General features: G+C 60.7%; 14 protein-coding genes and 1 tRNA gene. 8 read left to right on the top strand and 7 right to left on the bottom strand.

The features are described 5' to 3' along the window. The 3 genes from P0G09_RS13505 to P0G09_RS13495 all read left to right on the top strand — a co-directional run bounded on the left by P0G09_RS13505 (nt 1) and on the right by P0G09_RS13495 (nt 2,146). A complete protein-coding gene (locus P0G09_RS13505; RefSeq protein ID WP_154276517.1) occupies nt 1-960 on the top strand; it encodes a DMT family transporter in 960 nt (319 codons plus the stop codon). Between the two features lies 1 nt (nt 961). Beyond that, the gene (locus P0G09_RS13500) at nt 962-1,783 is read left to right on the top strand and encodes a TatD family hydrolase (RefSeq protein WP_275252915.1); all 822 of its coding nucleotides are present in this window, start codon (nt 962-964) and stop codon (nt 1,781-1,783) included. A gap of 129 nt (nt 1,784-1,912) precedes the next feature. Continuing rightward, nucleotides 1,913-2,146, top strand: coding sequence for a hypothetical protein (locus tag P0G09_RS13495; RefSeq protein ID WP_005933001.1), 234 nt, complete (start codon nt 1,913-1,915; stop codon nt 2,144-2,146). 80 nt (nt 2,147-2,226) lie between these two features. On the opposite strand, the gene P0G09_RS13490 is transcribed toward P0G09_RS13495, so the two are convergent. The 4 genes from P0G09_RS13490 to P0G09_RS13475 all read right to left on the bottom strand — a co-directional run bounded on the left by P0G09_RS13490 (nt 2,227) and on the right by P0G09_RS13475 (nt 5,640). Beyond that, nucleotides 2,227-2,688, bottom strand: coding sequence for a GNAT family N-acetyltransferase (locus tag P0G09_RS13490; RefSeq protein WP_275252914.1), 462 nt, complete (start codon nt 2,686-2,688; stop codon nt 2,227-2,229). Nucleotides 2,689-2,766: 78 nt separating this feature from the next. Next, the gene (locus P0G09_RS13485; RefSeq protein ID WP_035394259.1) at nt 2,767-3,585 is read right to left on the bottom strand and encodes an ATP-binding cassette domain-containing protein; all 819 of its coding nucleotides are present in this window, start codon (nt 3,583-3,585) and stop codon (nt 2,767-2,769) included. A 7-nt stretch (nt 3,586-3,592) separates the two neighbouring features. After that, complete coding sequence (locus P0G09_RS13480; protein WP_156061928.1) at nt 3,593-4,516, bottom strand: ABC transporter permease; 924 nt, start codon at nt 4,514-4,516, stop codon at nt 3,593-3,595. A 17-nt stretch (nt 4,517-4,533) separates the two neighbouring features. Next, nucleotides 4,534-5,640 (bottom strand): ABC transporter substrate-binding protein, encoded by a 1,107-nt coding sequence (locus P0G09_RS13475; protein ID WP_275252913.1) that lies wholly within the window; start codon nt 5,638-5,640, stop codon nt 4,534-4,536. Between the two features lie 782 nt (nt 5,641-6,422). Here P0G09_RS13475 and P0G09_RS13470 point away from each other — a divergent pair. Further along, nucleotides 6,423-8,705 carry a helicase associated domain-containing protein gene (locus P0G09_RS13470; RefSeq protein WP_275252912.1) on the top strand — a complete coding sequence of 761 codons (2,283 nt, stop codon included), beginning with the start codon at nt 6,423-6,425 and terminating at the stop codon, nt 8,703-8,705. 45 nt (nt 8,706-8,750) lie between these two features. On the opposite strand, the gene P0G09_RS13465 is transcribed toward P0G09_RS13470, so the two are convergent. Further along, on the bottom strand, nt 8,751-9,902 hold the full coding sequence (locus P0G09_RS13465; protein WP_275252911.1) for an aldo/keto reductase: 1,152 nt from the start codon (nt 9,900-9,902) through the stop codon (nt 8,751-8,753). Between the two features lie 182 nt (nt 9,903-10,084). Between P0G09_RS13465 and dusB the strand changes: the two genes are divergently transcribed. The 3 genes from dusB (at nt 10,085) to P0G09_RS13450 (ending at nt 13,766) form a co-directional block, all read left to right on the top strand. Further along, a complete protein-coding gene (gene dusB / locus P0G09_RS13460) occupies nt 10,085-11,116 on the top strand; it encodes a tRNA dihydrouridine synthase DusB (RefSeq protein WP_275252910.1) in 1,032 nt (343 codons plus the stop codon). Nucleotides 11,117-11,152: 36 nt separating this feature from the next. Further along, nucleotides 11,153-13,531 carry a YfhO family protein gene (locus P0G09_RS13455; protein ID WP_275252909.1) on the top strand — a complete coding sequence of 793 codons (2,379 nt, stop codon included), beginning with the start codon at nt 11,153-11,155 and terminating at the stop codon, nt 13,529-13,531. A gap of 61 nt (nt 13,532-13,592) precedes the next feature. After that, complete coding sequence (locus tag P0G09_RS13450) at nt 13,593-13,766, top strand: chorismate--pyruvate lyase (RefSeq protein WP_097770869.1); 174 nt, start codon at nt 13,593-13,595, stop codon at nt 13,764-13,766. 19 nt (nt 13,767-13,785) lie between these two features. Here the strand turns inward: P0G09_RS13450 and P0G09_RS13445 are convergent, their stop codons facing one another. Beyond that, on the bottom strand, nt 13,786-15,105 hold the full coding sequence (locus P0G09_RS13445; RefSeq protein ID WP_275252908.1) for an MATE family efflux transporter: 1,320 nt from the start codon (nt 15,103-15,105) through the stop codon (nt 13,786-13,788). Between the two features lie 76 nt (nt 15,106-15,181). Further along, nucleotides 15,182-15,252, bottom strand: a tRNA-Gln gene (locus P0G09_RS13440). 599 nt (nt 15,253-15,851) lie between these two features. Here P0G09_RS13440 and P0G09_RS13435 point away from each other — a divergent pair. Further along, nucleotides 15,852-17,318 (top strand): aminotransferase class I/II-fold pyridoxal phosphate-dependent enzyme, encoded by a 1,467-nt coding sequence (locus P0G09_RS13435; RefSeq protein WP_005932972.1) that lies wholly within the window; start codon nt 15,852-15,854, stop codon nt 17,316-17,318. Nucleotides 17,319-17,326 lie beyond the last annotated feature (8 nt).

Here is a 17,326-nt window from a genome sequence, read left to right as displayed (position 1 = left end):
ATGGAGACACAGCTGAGCCGCGCCGAAAAGCTGGACCGGCTTTTCGGCACACCGGCCTTTGCCGTTGTCATTGCCATTCTCTGCAACGCCATGTGGGGTTCGGCCTTTCCTTTCATCAAGCTGGGCTACCGGCTCTTTGCCATCGACACCGCTGACACAGCCTCCATTCTCTGCTTTGCAGGGGTGCGGTTCATGCTGGGCAGTGTACTGGTACTGGGCGGCAGCCTGCTGCTGGAGGGCAGGCTCCCCGCCATGCCCAAGGGGAAGATCCTGGCCGAATGCTGTGCATTGGGCCTGTGGCAGACCACAGCGCAGTATGCCTTTTTCTACAGCGCTGTTGCCCTGCTCACCGGTGCCTTTGGGGGCATCCTGAACAGCACCCAGAGCTTTCTGGGGGTCATCTTTGCCCATTTCCTTTACGGCAGGGCTGACCGCATGACCCCGGCCAAGGCGCTGGGCTGCGGCATCGGCTTTGCGGGCGTTCTCATCGCCACGTTGGGCAACCACGGCGGCGGCAGCGCCCGGGGCGTAGCCTACATGCTCATTGCCACCGTCCTCTTCACGCTGGCAGGCCCCTGGAACAAATCCGTCACCCGCCGGGCAGACAGCTTTGCCGTCTGCTTTGTGAACCTGTTCGTGGGCGGTGCAGCCCTGTTCCTGCTGGGCGCTGTTCTGGGCGGACGGCTGGAACACTGGTCTGTGCTCAGCGTGCTGGACCTGCTGGCGCTGGCCTTCATCTGCGGCGCGGGCTACATCGTCTGGGCCCTGCTGATGAAGAACAACCCCGTCAGCCGGATCGCCATCTTCGGGTTCGTGAACCCGGTGGTGAATGTCCTGCTCAGCGCCCTCATCAATGGGGAGCCGCTGTTCCGGTGGCAGTATCTGGGGGCGCTGGTGCTGGTCTGCATCGGCATCTGGCTGGTAAACAAGGCCCCCGCCAAAAAGGAGCGTGCCCGGTAATATGGAATACCCCATCTTTGATACCCACGCCCATTACAGCGCCCGTGCCTTTGACGCGGACCGCTTTGCCCTGCTGGACAGCCTGCCCGGCAAAGGGGTGGTGGGCGTGTGCGAGCAGGCCACCCATTCGGGCGATGCGCCCAAGGTGCTGGAGCTGGCCCACAAATATTCCTGGGTGTACGCCGCCGTCGGCATCCATCCGGAGAGCCTGCTGGCCCCGGAGGATTGCGGTGAGGAAGGCCCCGCCCCTACTGTTTCGGTATACGGCGGCGACTGGGCCGCAGAGATGCGTGCCCTTGCCCCCTATTACGAGGACCCCAAGGTGGTGGCTGTGGGGGAGTGCGGACTGGATTACCACTGGCCCGTGCCCAAGGACGCCCAGCTGGCGCTGTTTGAGGCCGAGATCCGGCTGGCACTGGAACTGGACAAGCCCATCATCGTGCACGACCGCAGCGCCCACGCCGATGTCTACGCCCTGCTGAAAAAGTACCGGCCCAAGGGCATCGTCCACTGCTATTCCGGCAGCGCCGATGACGCGCTCTGGCTGGCAGAGCAGGGGCTCTACATCGGCTTTGGCGGGGCCTGCACCTTCAAGGGGGCCAAGCGTGCCGCCAAGGCCATTGCCGCCCTGCCGCTGGAATGCATTGTCCTGGAAACCGACTGCCCCTATATGGCCCCGGAGCCTGTCCGCGGCACCCGCTGCGACAGCTCCCTCATCCGCTATGTGGGCGAGTATATCGCCAGCGTCAAGGGTGAGGAACCGGAGCAGGTGTTCCGGCAGACGGTGGAGAATGCCTGCCAGGTGTATAACCTCTCCGTCTGAAACCGGCAGCAGCCGGGCACAGAGGGCAGGCTATCCTTCTATACAATCTATCCGTTATCTACAAAAGCATTACGCTTCTGTATAAATCAAGTAACAAACTACAAATTGTCAAATAAGGAGATATCACTTATGAAAGCTCGTATTCCGCAGCACCGTGAATTCATCATCAACTTCCCCGACACTGTTGACAACGCCAAGGCCAACGAGGGCTGGGCAAAGCTGCAGCAGATCGTGGAGGACTACAAGAAGGACCACAATGGTGCTTCCGTCTACGCACCCAGCTTCATCGAGGACTGCGAGCCTGCCGTCAAGAAACTGCAGGAAGAGTATGGTTTCGAGTACACCGTTGAGTATGTGAAGTAAGTTCTGAGTTTTCAGTATATTGCATGAAAAAGAGCAGAGCGTCTGGCCAGCTGGCTGGAGCGCTCTGCTCTTTTTGTTGCTTATTTCAGTTCCATATTGATGGACTTTTCCGTAAAGCCGTAGTTCCGGTACATCTCATACGCCATTTTATTTTTAGCGTTCACCTGCAGTTCAATGGTGTCGCATCCTTTTTCTGCTTTGAGTTGCTTCACCTTATCAAAGAACTGGTGTCCGATTCCCTTGCCCCTGTACGCTTCCTCCACCGCCATGGTACTGACGAACAAAATATCTTTCGTCACCTGTGCCGGGCTTTCCACATGCCGCTTGAACACTTCCAGAACACCAACAACGATGCCGTCCGTCTCGGCAACATACCAGCTGTCTCCTTTCAGGAGTTCGCCAAACAGTTCCTTTGTGATCAATGGGCTGGCCGGCTTGTAGACATCCGGCCGCCAATCCACGTGCATCTGCTGGACCTGATCCATAATAGCAGAAAAGCGGTCATAATCCTGCATCTGCGGGGTACGGATCGTAATTTTCATTTCGTTTTCTCCTTGTTGTATCAAAAATACCCTGTCTGACACGGTTTCGGGTCCAGACAGGGCATTTTGAGTTTCTTTTCAGTTGCCCGCTTCCACCTTGCTCAGCAGGATACGGTCATTGTCCAGGGCCTTGCCGGCATTCTCGCGGAACTTTTCCAGCAGGTCGTCCACGGTCATCTTACTGCGCTCCTCGCCCTTGACATCGAACACGATGCGGCCGCCGTCCATCATCAGGGTGCGGTTGCCCAGCTCGAGGGCCTGATGCATGTTGTGGGTGACCATCAGGCAGGTGATCTTTTTCTCGGCCACGATGCTCTTGGTCAGCTCCAGCACCTTCTCCGCCGTAGCAGGGTCGAGGGCGGCAGTGTGCTCGTCCAGCAGCAGGAGCTTGGGGGTAACGAGGGTGGCCATGAGCAGGGTCAGCGCCTGCCGCTGGCCGCCCGAGAGCAGACCCACCGGCTGCTTCATCCGGTCCTCAAGGCCCATGTTCAGCAGGGCAAGTTTTTCCCGGAACAGCTCCTTATCCTTGCGGGAGATGCGGGAGAAGATAGCGTGGGGGGCGGTTCCTGCCCGGAGATAGGCCAGCGCAAGGTTTTCCTCAATGGTCATATTGGGGGCCGTGCCCTTGAGGGGGTCCTGGAACAGGTGGCCGATGACCTTGCTGCGCTCATACTCGGGCGCAAAGGTAATGTCCTGCCCGCCCAGCACGATGCTGCCCTCGTCGGCAATGAAACCGCCGGTGATGGCGTTGAACATGGTGGATTTGCCCGCGCCGTTGGAGCCCACGATGGTGGCAAAGTCGCCTGCTTCCATGTGCAGGCTCACACCGTTCAGGGCCACCTTTTCGTTGACGGTTCCGGGATTAAAGGTCTTGTGCAGGTTGTTCAGTTCCAGCATTTCCATCTCAGTGCACCTCCTTCCGGGCATTGTGCTTGCGCTGCTCAAAGGCAAACTTTGCCCGGATGGCGGGCATCGAGATGGCTACAGCCACGATGAGGGCACTCACCAGCTTCATAGCGGCGGCGGGCACATTGAAGCGCAGGGCCACGGCCACGATAAAGCGATACAGGCAGCTGCCGAACACCACGCCCAGCACCCGGCGCACCATGGTGCGCTTGCCCACCAGCGTTTCGCCGATGATAAGGGAAGCCAGTGCGATGGTCACCATGCCGGTGCCCACGTTGATGTCGCTGCTCTTCTGATACTGGGCCAGCAGGCCGCCGGAAAGGGCGGTCAGCGCGCCCGAGATGCACAGGCCCACTGTGATGGTGAAGGCCGGGTTGATGCTGGAGGCCCGCACCATGGCGGCATTGTCGCCGGTGGCGCGGATGGAAAGGCCCAGCCGGGTGCCCAGGAAACCCACCATGGCGGCACAGGCGAGTACAATGACCGCCGCCGCGATGACCAGCTTATACCAGCCGCCCGTAAAGGCCAGTGCGGATTTTGCCAGCGAGAATACCGTATCGGTCTTGACCAGGGACATCGTGGACGAAAAGCCCATGACCGCCAGATTGATGGTGTATAGACCGGTGTTCACGATGATGCCTGCCATGATGCTCTCAACGCCCAGACGTGTCTGCAAAAAGGCGGTGACAAAGCCCGAACACACACCCGCCGCCATGGCCGCGAACAGGGCCAGGATGGGGTGGCCTGTCAGCGCCACCTGGCAGGCCACGGCACAGCCAAGGGTGAAGCAGCCATCGGTGGACAAGTCGGCAATGTTCAGGATCGAATAGCTCAGAAACAGCGCCAGCGCCACCAGACCGTAAATGCAGCCCAGCTCCAGCGCCGTCTGGATCACGTTGAGCGAAAAGATACTCGCCAGCATGGTTGATGTACTCCTTTTTAGAAATTCTCCTGCGTGGTCACTACCACAATTTCGGTGCAGTAGGGCTTGAAGGCTTCCTTAATCATGTTCAGGGTATTGTCGTCCATGCCCAATGCTGCGGCCGTTTCTGTATTGATGGTCACGATGCCGTTGTCGAAGGTCTGATAGGGCAGGTCGGCGGTGGTCTTACCCTCGCAGAGCAGCTCCACTACCATATCGGCGGTGGCCTCGCCCAGCTGGACGTAATCCACGCCGTAGCCCACAAAGGCACCGTTCAGTGCAAAGCTGTCGGCACCAGTGAAGTGCATCACGCCTGCATCGGTAAAGGTCTCATAGATGGACAGCTCGGCGGTCATCACGGTGTTGTCGGTGGGGGTGAACACTGCCTTGACACCGGCAGCCACAAGGGCCTCAGCAGCCATCTGCACCTCGGCGGTGGTGGTACCGTTCTTTTCAATGTACTTGATGCCCTTGCTGTCGCAGAACGCCTTGGCATCGGCGATGGCCTGGGTGGAGGCATCCTGGCTCAGGTCGTACAGCAGACCGATGGTGTCGATGTCGGGGTTGATGGCAGTGATGAGGTTCATAATGGCCTCGGTGTTCAGGGCATCGGAGGTGCCGGTGATGCCCTCCTCCCCGTCAAACCCGGCGGAAACAGGGTCGGTGACGGCAGAGTAGACCACAGGGATGTCGGTATCTTCCACAGCGGCCAGCATGGTGGCGGCAGTGGGGGTGGCCACGGCCACAATGACATCTACCTGGTCGGCCACCAGGTCTGCACCGATCTGGTTCAGGTTGGACTGGTCAGCCTGGGCGTTGGCGTAGTAATCGGCATAGTCGAAGGTCACGCCCTTCTCCGCGCCCACCTTATCCAGGCGGCTCTCAACAGAGGCCACAATCTGGTTCAGGGAAGCATGATCGACATAGTTGACGATGCCCACCTTAAAGGTCTGGCCTGCCTCAGAAGCGGCGGCAGCGGAACCGGCAGCGCTGGAAGCGGTGCTGGATGCTGCGGCAGAAGAGCCGGAGGAGCCGCAGCCGGTCAGGCCCAGTGCGGATACGACAGCGGCTGCGGCGGTAGCCTTCAGGAAGCTGCGGCGGGAGATCATGTTCATGGTTTTCATAGCGGTTGCTCCTTTCCCGGAGCGGGCGGCCCAAAAATAAATAAAACCCGCTCCACCTGCGGAACGGGTAAAATAAAAACGGCCCCGTCCCTGTGTGTTCATCCACAAGGACAGAGTCGAGAAATTCGAATCTGCGGTGCCACCTTGCTTGCTCCGCTCGTCTTCCCACCATGGAAAACTGCAGGAGCCCCTCAACGGAGAGCCAACACTCCCCTGCCCTGTAACGGAGGCTTCCGTCCCAAGCTACTAAAGGCACTGCCCTGTTCGCCCGGCCCTCGGCGGCCCACGAACTCTGCCCCGCTCTCTGCCCGTTTTCACCATTCGGGCTCACTGTAAGTGCGCTTGCAGGTTCTCTTCCGCCTCATCGGTTTGTTGATTGCATTATACGCTTTATTTTCATAAAGTCAAGAGGGAATTTTTCATTTTTTCGGCCGCAAAGATGAAATGCTTCTTGGATGTTCTGCAGCAGCCCGCCCGCCCAAATCTCCCCGGTGCGGCCCGGGCAGCTCCGCCGGGGCAAAAGAAGTCTTCTTCCTGCCATAGGTCATACTTTCTCTCCGCTCCGGGACGCATTTCCACTTTCAGTATCCCCGTTGCTGCGCACAAAGTTCGCAGTTTCTGCCACAGATTCCACACTATTTTTATTCTTTTCCCGAGTTTTGCTCTAAATTCTCTTCAAAGGGCTTGACAGAAAAATGTTTTTTGCGATAAACTAATTCTATGAAATATTTTCGTTGTATCCAACGATGTCAAACATGCAACTCGGAGAGGACACTACCACCATGTCGATGACCCTGAATCCCGTCAACGAAGCCGCTTTTCAGAAAGCTGTACAGTCTCTGGAGACCCTGAACCGGGCCGCCGTGTTCCACCCCACCGGCACCGGCAAAAGCTGTATTGCCTGGAAGGTGGTGGAGGCTCACCCCCAGACCACCTTTTTCTGGCTGGTGGCCGGTGCACAGCGTCTGGCCCTGCGGCAGGCAGAGTTGACACGCTACAACGGCGGCACCCTGCCCGGCAATGTCCGCTTCTGTGATTGCGAAAAGCTGGCCGCTGCCACCCCGGAGCAGTGGGTGCGGCTGGGGGAGCAGATACCCGGCTGCATCGTGCTGGACTGCTACCATGAGTTGAGCGCCGTGTGTTGGGCACAGTCGGTACAGAAGCTGCTGCGGATGTGCCCCCAGGCAAAGGTGCTGGGGCTGGGTGTGCCCAACGGTGCCCCCGTCTGCGCCGCCGCGCAGGAGCTGTTTGCCGACTGCATCGTCTCCCACATGACTGTGGCCGAGGCCATGGCCGCCGGGACCATGCCAGTGCCCTCGGCCTATGCGGCCCTGCTCTGGCCTCAGGAGGAGGAGCTGGCCACCCTGCGCGCCCGGATCAAAAACCTGTGTATGCCCAAGGGCGACACCTCCCTGCGCGTTCAATATGAAGAGCTGAGCTGGTCTCTGCGTCAGGTGGAAAACCTGACCGTTCTGCTGCCCCGCCTGCTCAGCGATACCAGCGGCCATTATCTGGTCCTGTTTGAATCCGCCGCCTATCAGGAAAAGCTGGGCGCGGAGCTGGAACAGCTGCTGCGCACTGTGGACCCTGCCGTCCGCTTTTACGCCGCAGATCACGCCTGCTTTGCGGATTCTGCTGCTGTGGAGACCTTTCTCTCCGATACGGCCCCCGGCCCCAAGGTCCTGCTCTGCGTCAACGCGCCGGGAGTCCAGCAGCCGCTGGAGGGGCTGGCCGGGGTCATTCTGGTGCGCCAGTCCAGCCTGATGTCCACCTTCAAGCAGATGCTCTGCCGCGCGCTGGTGGCTGCAGGCAGCCGCAGCGTACCGGTGTTCGACCTTGTGGCGCAGTTCGAGGGGCTGGGCAACGGCCGTACCCTGCAGCGTGACTGCACCGAGGCCATGACCAGAGCCGGCAGCAAAACGCCGGGCTTCCGGCAGGAGCGCCCCATGCAGCAGACCTACCGCCTGTATGGCAAGCTGCGCCGGGAGATGGAGGCCCGCTGGGAGGTGCTGTGTCAGGCTGCCGCCGATGCCGCCGCCAAAGAGGGCACCCTGGAGCTGCCCCGGAGCTATACCATCCACAGCGGCGTGCCCGTGGGCAAGTGGCTCGAGCTCCAGCGGCAGGTACAGGCCGGGCAGCGCCCGGGCCGCCTGACAGCGGAACAGGCCGCCAAGCTGGAAAAACTGGGCATCCGCTGGAACCACCGGCTGGAGGCCGCCTGGGAAAAAGGCTTTGCCTCCGCGCAGAAATACCGCACCGAGCACGGCGACCTGCTGGTGCCGGTGCGCTACCGCGATAAAAATGATTTTGCGCTGGGCGAATGGATCGTCTACAACCGCCAGCGCTATCTGGGCGGCAACCTGACCCAGAATCGCATCGAGCGGCTGGAAGCCATCGGCATGGTGTGGAGCACCTCCAACGATCTGTGGGAGCAGAACTATGCCGCCGCCACCCAGTATTATCTGGAGCACGGCGATCTGGAAGTGCCAATCAAGTACGAAACGCCCTCCGGCTTCGGTCTGGGGGTCTGGCTGGGAGCCCAGCGCGCCGCTCACAAGGCAGGTGAGCTGCCTCAGGAGCAGGTGGAGCGGCTGGACGCTCTGGGCATGGACTGGACCAACCGCAACGACCGCAAGTGGATGTCCCTGTACGATGTTGCCGCCGCCTACTACCATGAGCACGGCAACCTGAACGTCCCCTCGGAGTATGTCACGCCGGACGGAGTGCTGCTGGGCAAGTGGGTGGCACGCCAGCGCTATGCCTACCTGAACCCGGACCGCTCCAGCGCCCGGGTCACCCCTGAGCGCAAGGCCCTGCTGGACAAGCTGGGCATGGTGTGGGATGCCCGGGATGCCAAGTGGGGAACCGCCTATCAGCAGGCCAAAGCCTACTACAAGGCCCACGGCAATCTCCACGCCGCCGCCAACTACAAATCCGACGAAACCGGCTTCTGCCTGGGCGACTGGCTCCGCCGGATGCGGGAGTGGGATACCGCCCACGACCCCAAGCTCACCCCTGAGCGCCGCGCAATGCTGGATAAGATCGGGATGGAGTGGAGCGAATAAGAGAAAAGAGCCACCGGTTTTTGCCGGTGGCTTTTCTGATGCAGATTACAGCTGATCCAGCTCCTGCTGCAGCTGGGCCAGCGCATTGCGGATGGGCAGATGCTGGGGGCAGGCCGCCTCGCACTTGCCGCAGCGGACGCAGTGGCTGGCCTTTTCGGCATCGGGGAAGTGGGCTTCCCACTGGTGCTTGATGGCCTCGGGCTGGCCGAACATCCCCAGCTTGTTCCAGATGCTGAAGTTGTCCGGGATGTCCACCCCCATGGGGCAGGGCATACAGTACCGGCAGCCGGTGCAGCCGATCTTGATGCGGCTGTGCAGGAAGGCGGCGGTCTGCTCCACTGCGGCGGTCTCTGCAGCGGTCAGCGGCTCAAAGCGGGCAAAGGTGGCCAGGTTATCCGTGAGCTGGTCCTCGGCGCTCATGCCCGAGAGGATGACATGGACGTTCCGGTGGCTGCCCACCCAGCGCAGGGCCCAGGAGGCATCCGAGGCCTCGGGCCGCAGGGCCTTGAGGGGTGCTTCGGCCTCCGGGGGCAGGTTGGCCAGCGTGCCGCCCTTGATGGGTTCCATAATGATGAGGGGGATGTTCAGCTCCTCGGTCAGCTGATAGCCGCGGTCACCCGAGATCTCCTCGGCACGGTCATCGGTGTCCAGATAGTTATACTGCAGCTGGCAGAAATCCCAGGGCTGATCCCGCAGGATGTGCTCAAGGCCCGCTGCGTTGTCGTGGCAGGAGAAGCCGAAGCTGCGGATACGGCCCAGCTTTTTCTGCTCCCACAGCCAGTCCACGATGCCCATTTCCTTGGCCCGGTCGTACCGGGCGGCGTGCAGGGAGTGCAGCAGGTAGAAGTCGATGTACTCCACGCCCAGCCGCCGGAGCTGCTCTTCAAAGATATGCTGGGCCTCCTCCAGGCTCCCGCACTGCCACAGCGGCATCTTGGTGGCCAGATAAAAGCTCTCCCGGGGCCACTTTGCAATGACCCTGCCCACAAAGGGCTCGCTCCGGCCGCCGTGGTAGGGGTAGGCGGTGTCAAAATAGTTCACGCCTGCATCCCGCGCGGCGTTCAGCAGCGCTTCGGCCCGGGGCTCGTCAATGGCTCCCTCCGGTGTGGTGGGGAACCGCATACAGCCATAGCCCAGCAGGGAGGTGCGGATGCTCTCCCCTGCGCCGTTCTGCTTTTTCCATGTTCTGTATTCCATCTCTTTTGTGCAGCTGGCTGCCGTGTTCCAGCCGCTCCTCCTTTTGTCCCCCAGTATACCGGAAAAATCCCGCGCTGACAAGAAAGATGTTCCGCTTCTTGTTCTGCCGCCGGAAATATGGTATACTTATAATCCAAATTTTATCATGTTATCAACTAAATCAGATAGCGCTAAGGAGTATCATGGAACCTTTCAACACCCCTTTGAAGATCAGGGAGATCTCCCTGCCCCACCGGGCAGTGTTCGGCCCCATGGCGGGCTTTACCGATGCCCCGGCCCGGCGGCTGATGGCCCAGCACGGAGCCGGTTTTACCGTCAGTGAGATGGTGTCCAGCCGGGCGCTGGTATACGGCGACCACAAAACCGTCAGCCTGCTCAAGGCCGAACCCAACGGTGCCCCCTACGGCGTGCAGATCTTTGGCGAGGTGCCCGAGATCATGGGGCAGGCCGCTGCCGCCGTGGAGCAGTACACGTTCGATTTTCTGGACATCAACATGGGCTGCCCGGCCCCCAAGATCGTCTCGGGCGGGGCGGGCAGCAAGCTGATGCTTGACCCCGACCGCTGCGGCCGTATTGTGGAGGAAGTGGTCAAAAACACCTCCCGCCCCGTCACCGTGAAGATGCGCAAGGGCTGGGACGCGGAGCACGTCACGGCCGTGGAATGCGCCAAAGCCTGCGAGCAGGCGGGCGCAGTGCTCATCGCCGTCCACGCCCGCACCCGGGAGCAGATGTACACCCCGGGCATCGACCCGTCCATCATTGCGGCGGTGAAGGATGCCGTCCACGTTCCCGTGCTGGGCAACGGCGATATCCGCACCGCCGAGGATGCTGTGCGGATGGTGGAGGAGACCGGCTGCGACGGCGTGATGATCGCCCGGGCCGCCCTGGGCGACCCCTGGCTCTTTGAGCGGGTGAACGCCGCGCTGGAGGGCCTGCCCGCCCCCAAGGAGCCGAACCTGCAGGCCCGGATGAACGCCCTGCGCCGGCAGGTGGAGGAGATGGTGGAGCAGAAGGGCGAGTTCGTTGCCATGCCCCAGGCCCGGGCCCAGACCATGCACTACATGAAGGGCCTGAAGGGGGCCGCCAGCCTGCGGCGCTACTGCTGTGAGCTGAGCCGCCTTTCTGATCTCGACACCCTCATCGACGCGGTGTTCGAGCAGCAGCGCAGGGCCGCGCAGGACCCCGATGACACCCGCGAGGTGCCGTTCCCGTAAGCGGGAAATTTCCGATACTGAAAAGAGGACTGACGCATGACTGCATTTCATTCTTCGCCCCGGATGCTGGGACAGAAGCAGGACAAGTTCTGGCTCACCGTGGGGCTCTGCGCCCTGACAGCCGCCCTCATCTTCCTGCCGTTCTATCTGCTGGACGGCGGCTTTTTCCACTATGCAGGCGATTTCAACAGCCAGCAGATCAGCTTTTACCGCTACATGAACGGCTTTCTCAAGGGGGCAGGCTACCCCGCCGGATACGGAGGCGTGAAGAACACCTTTTCCTGGGCAACTGACCTGGGCAGCGGAACCATGAACGCCTATTCGTTCTACCTGTACGGCTCCCCCTTCTTCTGGTTTTCCCTGCTCTTCCCGCAGAACTGGCTCCCCTACCTCATGGTGCCGCTGCTGGTGCTCAAGTTCGCGGTGGCGGGCGGCGGCGCGTATCTGTACCTGCGCCGCTACGTCAAAGACCCGAACTTTGCGGTGCTGGGTGCGGCCCTCTACGCCTTTTCGGGCTGGGGGCTGTACAACATCTTCTTCAACCACTTCATTGATGTGCTGGCCCTCTTCCCCTGGATGCTCTGGGCACTGGATGAAACCATCTACGAGCACCGCCACGGATGGTTCGCCTTCTGGGTGGCGGTGAACCTGCTCAACAACTACTTCTTCTTTGTGGGGCAGGTGCTCTTCCTTGTCATCTACTTCGTCTGCAAGCTCTCCGCCGGGGAGTTCCGGCTCACGCCCCGCCTCTTCGGTCAGCTGGCCTTTGAGAGCCTGCTGGGCGTGGCACTGGGCTTTGTGGTGCTCTGGCCCACTGTCCTCAGCGTGCTTCAGAACCCGCGCACCATCGACCTTTCCTCCGGCTGGGGCTTTCTGACCTATTCCAAGCCCCAGCAGTATCTGGCCATCCTGCTGAGCTGGGTGCTGCCCCCGGATTCCCCCTATATGACCTCCATCTGGTCTGAGGGCATCATCAAATGGACCAGCATGACAGCCTATCTGCCCCTGTGCAGTCTGGCCGGTGTGGTGGCCTACTGGCGTGCCCGGCAGGGCGACAGCAAAAAGCGGATCATTGCCGTCTGCATGGTATTTGCGCTGGTGCCCATCCTGAACAGCGCGTTCTATGCCCTCAATTCCAGCTACTATGCCCGGTGGTTCTATATGCCGGTGCTCATCCTTGCGGCCATGACGGTGAGCGCGTGGGAGGACCCCAGCCTCGACCTCGCCCGCCCCGCCCGGAGCATTGCCTTTGTGATGATCGCCACGCTGGCCTTTGCACTGGTGCCCGTGCAGGATGCCACCACCAAGAAGTGGAGCCTGGGCGTGCTTCAGAATCCGGGCCAGTACTGCGCAGTGCTCGCCTTTGGTCTGGGCGGGCTGGCCGTCTACCATTGCATCTGCAGGCGCTGGCAGCAGCGCAGGGTCTTTGCCCGCCGTCTGCTGGCCGGTGTGCTGGCGTTCAGCTGCCTGTTCGGCATCGTCCACATCGGCATTGGCAAGTTCGGCCAGTGGAACACCGACAGTGACCTTGTGGAGCAGTACATCAACGCGCTGGCCCTGAAGGAGGATCTGCCCGAGGGTGACTGGCGCATTGACACTTACAAGACCCACGACAATCTGGGCCTGTGGCTGGACAAGAGCTGCCTGCAGTATTTCGGCAGCACCGCCGCTCCCAGCATCCTCAGCTTCTACCCGGCACTGGGGGTCAAGCGGGATGTGCGCAGTCAGCCCGAGCTCTCCAACTACGCCCTGCGCGGCCTGCTCAGCGTCAGATACCTGCTGACCACACTTGCGCATCAGAAGCAGTTCCACGCTGAGGCCGATGAGGGCTGGGCGTATTACGATACCCTGGACGGCTATGTTCTCTACGAGAACCAGAACTACGTTCCCATGGGCTTCACCTACGATTACTATCTCACCGAGACCCAGTACGAGGACACCGTGACCCCCACCCGCTCCAACCTGCTCATGCGGGCACTGGTGCTCACTGAGGAGGATGCGGTGGCCTACGGGCAGTACCTCACGCCCCTGCCCACGGCAGAGCTCAACGACCTGACCTACACCCGCTACACTCAGGACTGCGCCGACCGCCGGGCCTCTGCCTGCACCGCCTTTGAGATGACCAGTGCAGGCTTCCACGCTGAAGCCACACTGGACAGGGCCAACCTGATGTTCTTCTCCGTGCCCTACGATGACGGCTTCACGGCCTATGTGGATGGGCAGGAGACCGAGATCCTGCAGGTGGACGAGGGCCTGATGGCCGTTCTCTGCCCCGCCGGAACGGTCACCATCGACTTTGTCTATCAGCCGGACGGCATCCGCCTGAGCCGGACTGTCACCCTTGCCGCCCTGCCCGTGTTCCTGCTCTACACCGGGCACTTTGCCTGGGACGAAAAGAAAAGACGGAAGCATTAAAAAAGCCGCCGCTCCAAAAAGCGACAGCTCAAAGAAAAGCTCAAATGAAAGAAGGTATCCTATGGGCCCCTGGTATTACGAGGTCGTCAGCTTTGACGGCGATTATGTCAACCTGCGCCGCACCGACATTGAAAGTGACGAGCTGAACCCCGTTGCGCTGGCCCTGTTGCCGCCCGAGATCGAGGTGGGCAGCAAGGTCAAGTGCGAGTATTTTCAGTATGAGGTGATCGGCTGAACCTCTCCGTCATCCCCTATTAGGGAAGCTGGTGCGAAGTGCCTGAGAGGTTCGCCAGCGCCGCCGCCAGCAGCATTCCGATGGGTGCGCTGATCCAGCTGGACATCCAGAAGCCTGCAAAACCGATGCGGGGCACCAGGATCACACAGGCCAGCAGGTTCAGGGCGATCTGCCCCAGGCTGGAGGCCAGATACAGCCCCATCTTCTGGGCACCGCGCAGGCGGGCCTCGAACAGATGCTTCTGTGCCACAAACAGGTAGGTCACCGACTCAAAGGCCAGCATGGTGCAGCCGTAGCTGGCCGCTGCCGGGTCGGTGGTAAAGAGCCGGAGCAGCGGTCCCCGCAGGCCGATGCAGACCGCCACCACCCCAAGCGAATACACCAACAAGATCCGCCGCCCTTCCCGCAGGCCCTCTTTCACACGGCCCGGCTGAAGGGCGGCTGTGTTTTGCGCAATAAAGAACACTGTAGACTGCACAAAGCCGAACACCGGCATCATCAGCAGACTGGACAGCTTGCCTGCGCAGGAGAAGCCTGCAATGGCTTCCACACCCAGGCCGCCCAGCAGCCCCTGTTTGACCGTGGTGATGATGGTGCCGCTGGCCTGCTGGACACTGTTGGGGGCCGACAGCCGGAAGATATCCCTGGCATAGCGCGCCTTGAGCATCCGGGGCGAGAAGGCCGCGTCCATCTGGGTGCGGCGCAGAAACGCCACCATGTAGACCGCGCCCGCCACCTGCGCCACCGCTGTGGCAGCCGCCGCACCGGCCACCCCGAAGGGCCCCACCAGAACAAGGTCAAGCACAATGTTCATCACGCTGGTCGCCACAATGACCTTGAGCGGCGTTTTGGAATCGCCGCAGCCCATGACACACTCCTTGCTCAGATCATAGGGCATCAGAAATGGCAGCCCCAGCAGATAGATGCGCCCATAGAGCACAGCGGTATCCAGGATCTCCGCAGGCGTGTTGATCAGCCGCAGCAGGGCCGGCAGGGTCACAAAGCCCACTGCCGTGGTCAACAGGGCGATGACCTCATCCACGAACAGCAGGTTGTACAGCAGCTCTGTCATCTCATGCTTTGTAGCAGTGGGCTTGCCCGCCGCCACCAGCAGGCCGCCGCCCAGCTCCATGCCGCCGGAGACGAACAGAAAGATCATCAGCACCGTGGAAGCGTTGGACACTGCCGCCAGCGCATCGGCATCCAGCCGCAGGCCGATGATCATGGTATCGGCCACGGCGTAAAACTGTGTTGCCACCATGCTCAGGATAATGGGCAGCGCGTACCGCAGCAGCGCGGGCCGCACTGCCCCGGTCAGCAGAGAATTCTCTTCGTTCACACAAACACCCTCTTTTCACAAAAAATAAAACCCGCAGGGAACCTGTCGCCCAGGCCCCCTGCGGGTTCTTTTTCAGTTGCGCCAGCAGGAGTCGAACCTACGATGGGGGAGTCAAAGTCCCCTGCCTTACCGCTTGGCGATGGCGCACCGGTAAGAATTAGTATAGTAGAATTTCTTTCATTTGTCAAGCAAAAGCGTTTTACCGTGTCTGTGCAAAGTGTTTTGCCACACTTTTACCATGTCTTTACAGTGTCCTTGTCATAATGCGAACCGCTTGCCCATTTTCCGCTTTATTTTCCCAAAAAGTATTGACACCACCCTCATAGCATGATAAGATATCATCGATTTTGAGAGACAAAGCGTGTCAGAGTCTTTTCAAAGCAAATTACCTGGGACCGCCCATCGGGGCTAAGGCCATACGGACAGCCGGGTCCACTGCCGACCGGCGGCGCAAGCTGCCATTATTGATTGAGTTGAAAGCTCAAATTTTATAAGTTGGTTCCTTTACAGCCATGAAATTGCGCAGAACGTGCGCAGACTTGTGAAACGGTCAATAAGAGTAGTAAAAGTGTAATTGCTATATAGACTCTCGTCATCCCGTCTTTTTGAACCATGCGGAGGTTTTCCCCAGTGTCACCGGGGGGCTTTATCTGCATGTTCACAACGCTTTTTCAAGCGCAGGTCTGCACCAGTGTGGTGGGCCTGCGCTTTTTTGCTGCGCCGGAACCAGGGACGGAGGAGAAAAGATGAGTGAGAACCGTACACGGTTCCGGCTGGATCAGCGCCGCGCGCCCATTTATGAGGCGCTGGAGCAGTTCCGGCAGATGCGTGTGGTACCTTTTGATGTACCCGGCCACAAGCGGGGCCGCGGCAACCCGGAACTGACGGCCTTTCTGGGCCAGCAGTGCGTAGGTGTGGACGTAAACAGCATGAAGCCGCTGGATAATCTCTGCCACCCGGTATCGGTCATCCGGGAGGCCGAGGAGCTGGCCGCCGATGCCTTTGGCGCAGCCCACGCCTTTTTAATGGTGGGCGGCACCACCAGCTCTGTGCAGAGCATGGTGCTGACAGCCTGCAAGCGGGGCGATGAGATCATCCTGCCCCGCAACGTGCACCGCAGTGTGCTGAACGCGCTGGTGCTCTGCGGCGCGGTCCCTGTTTATGTAAATCCCGAGGTGGACAAGCGGCTGGGCATCTCGCTGGGCATGAAGCGGGAGCAGGTGGCCAAGGCCATCAAGGAGCACCCCAACGCCGTGGCCGTTCTGGTGAACAACCCCACCTACTACGGCATCTGTTCCGACCTGCGCGCCATCGTGAAGATGGCCCACGAGGCCGGGATGCTCTGCCTGGCCGACGAGGCCCACGGCACCCACTTCTACTTTGGCAACGGCCTGCCCGTTTCCGCTATGGCAGCGGGGGCCGATATGGCCTCGGTCTCCATGCACAAGAGCGGCGGCAGCCTGACCCAGAGCAGCCTGCTGCTCATCGGGCCCAATGTGCATCAGGGCTATGTGCGGCAGATCATCAACCTGACCCAGACCACCTCCGGCAGCTACCTGCTCATGTCCAGTCTGGACATCTCCCGCCGCAACCTTGCCCTGCGGGGGCGGCAGGTGTTCCATCAGGTGGCAGATATGGCCGAGTACGCCCGGGAAGAGATCAACGCCGTGGGCGGCTACTACGCCTTTGGCAAGGAGCTGTGCAACGGCAACTCTGTCTTTGACTTTGACACCACCAAGCTCAGCGTCCACACGCTGGACATCGGCCTTGCCGGCATCGAGGTCTACGACATCCTGCGGGACGAGTACGACATCCAGATCGAGTTCGGCGATATCGGCAACATCCTTGCCTACCTCTCCATCGGCGACCGCCCCCAGGAGATCGAGCGGCTGGTCAGCGCTCTGGCCGAGATCAAGCGCCGCTACCACACCGACGGCACCGGCCTGCTGAGCCAGGAATACATCGACCCCGTGGTGGCCGCCAGCCCGCAGGAGGCCTTCTATGCCCCCAAAAAGAGCCTGCCCCTGCGGGAGACCGAGGGCATGGTCTGCAGCGAGTTCGTCATGTGCTACCCGCCGGGCATCCCCATTCTGGCCCCCGGCGAGCGCATCACCAAGGAGATCCTGAACTATATCGAGTACGCCAAGGCCAAGGGCTGCAGCATGACCGGCCCCGAGGACCCTGATATTTTGCACCTGAACGTTCTGGCATAAGGAGGGAA

Source organism: Faecalibacterium sp. DFI.5.82, from assembly GCF_029076575.1.
GTDB classification, from domain to species: Bacteria; Bacillota; Clostridia; order Oscillospirales; family Ruminococcaceae; genus Faecalibacterium; species Faecalibacterium duncaniae.
This window is presented reverse-complemented; position numbering and strand designations above follow the sequence as displayed.

Coding starts and splice junctions, on each gene's coding strand:
- P0G09_RS13490 (WP_275252914.1), bottom strand. CDS start 2,688: ATGAAAATTACGATCCGTACCCCGCAGATGCAGGATTATGACCGCTTT.
- P0G09_RS13480 (WP_156061928.1), bottom strand. CDS start 4,516: ATGCTGGCGAGTATCTTTTCGCTCAACGTGATCCAGACGGCGCTGGAG.
- dusB (WP_275252910.1), top strand. CDS start 10,085: ATGGAACCTTTCAACACCCCTTTGAAGATCAGGGAGATCTCCCTGCCC.
- P0G09_RS13435 (WP_005932972.1), top strand. CDS start 15,852: ATGAGTGAGAACCGTACACGGTTCCGGCTGGATCAGCGCCGCGCGCCC.
- P0G09_RS13465 (WP_275252911.1), bottom strand. CDS start 9,902: ATGGAATACAGAACATGGAAAAAGCAGAACGGCGCAGGGGAGAGCATC.
- P0G09_RS13475 (WP_275252913.1), bottom strand. CDS start 5,640: ATGAAAACCATGAACATGATCTCCCGCCGCAGCTTCCTGAAGGCTACC.
- P0G09_RS13495 (WP_005933001.1), top strand. CDS start 1,913: ATGAAAGCTCGTATTCCGCAGCACCGTGAATTCATCATCAACTTCCCC.
- P0G09_RS13505 (WP_154276517.1), top strand. CDS start 1: ATGGAGACACAGCTGAGCCGCGCCGAAAAGCTGGACCGGCTTTTCGGC.
- P0G09_RS13455 (WP_275252909.1), top strand. CDS start 11,153: ATGACTGCATTTCATTCTTCGCCCCGGATGCTGGGACAGAAGCAGGAC.
- P0G09_RS13470 (WP_275252912.1), top strand. CDS start 6,423: ATGTCGATGACCCTGAATCCCGTCAACGAAGCCGCTTTTCAGAAAGCT.
- P0G09_RS13450 (WP_097770869.1), top strand. CDS start 13,593: ATGGGCCCCTGGTATTACGAGGTCGTCAGCTTTGACGGCGATTATGTC.
- P0G09_RS13485 (WP_035394259.1), bottom strand. CDS start 3,585: ATGCTGGAACTGAACAACCTGCACAAGACCTTTAATCCCGGAACCGTC.
- P0G09_RS13500 (WP_275252915.1), top strand. CDS start 962: ATGGAATACCCCATCTTTGATACCCACGCCCATTACAGCGCCCGTGCC.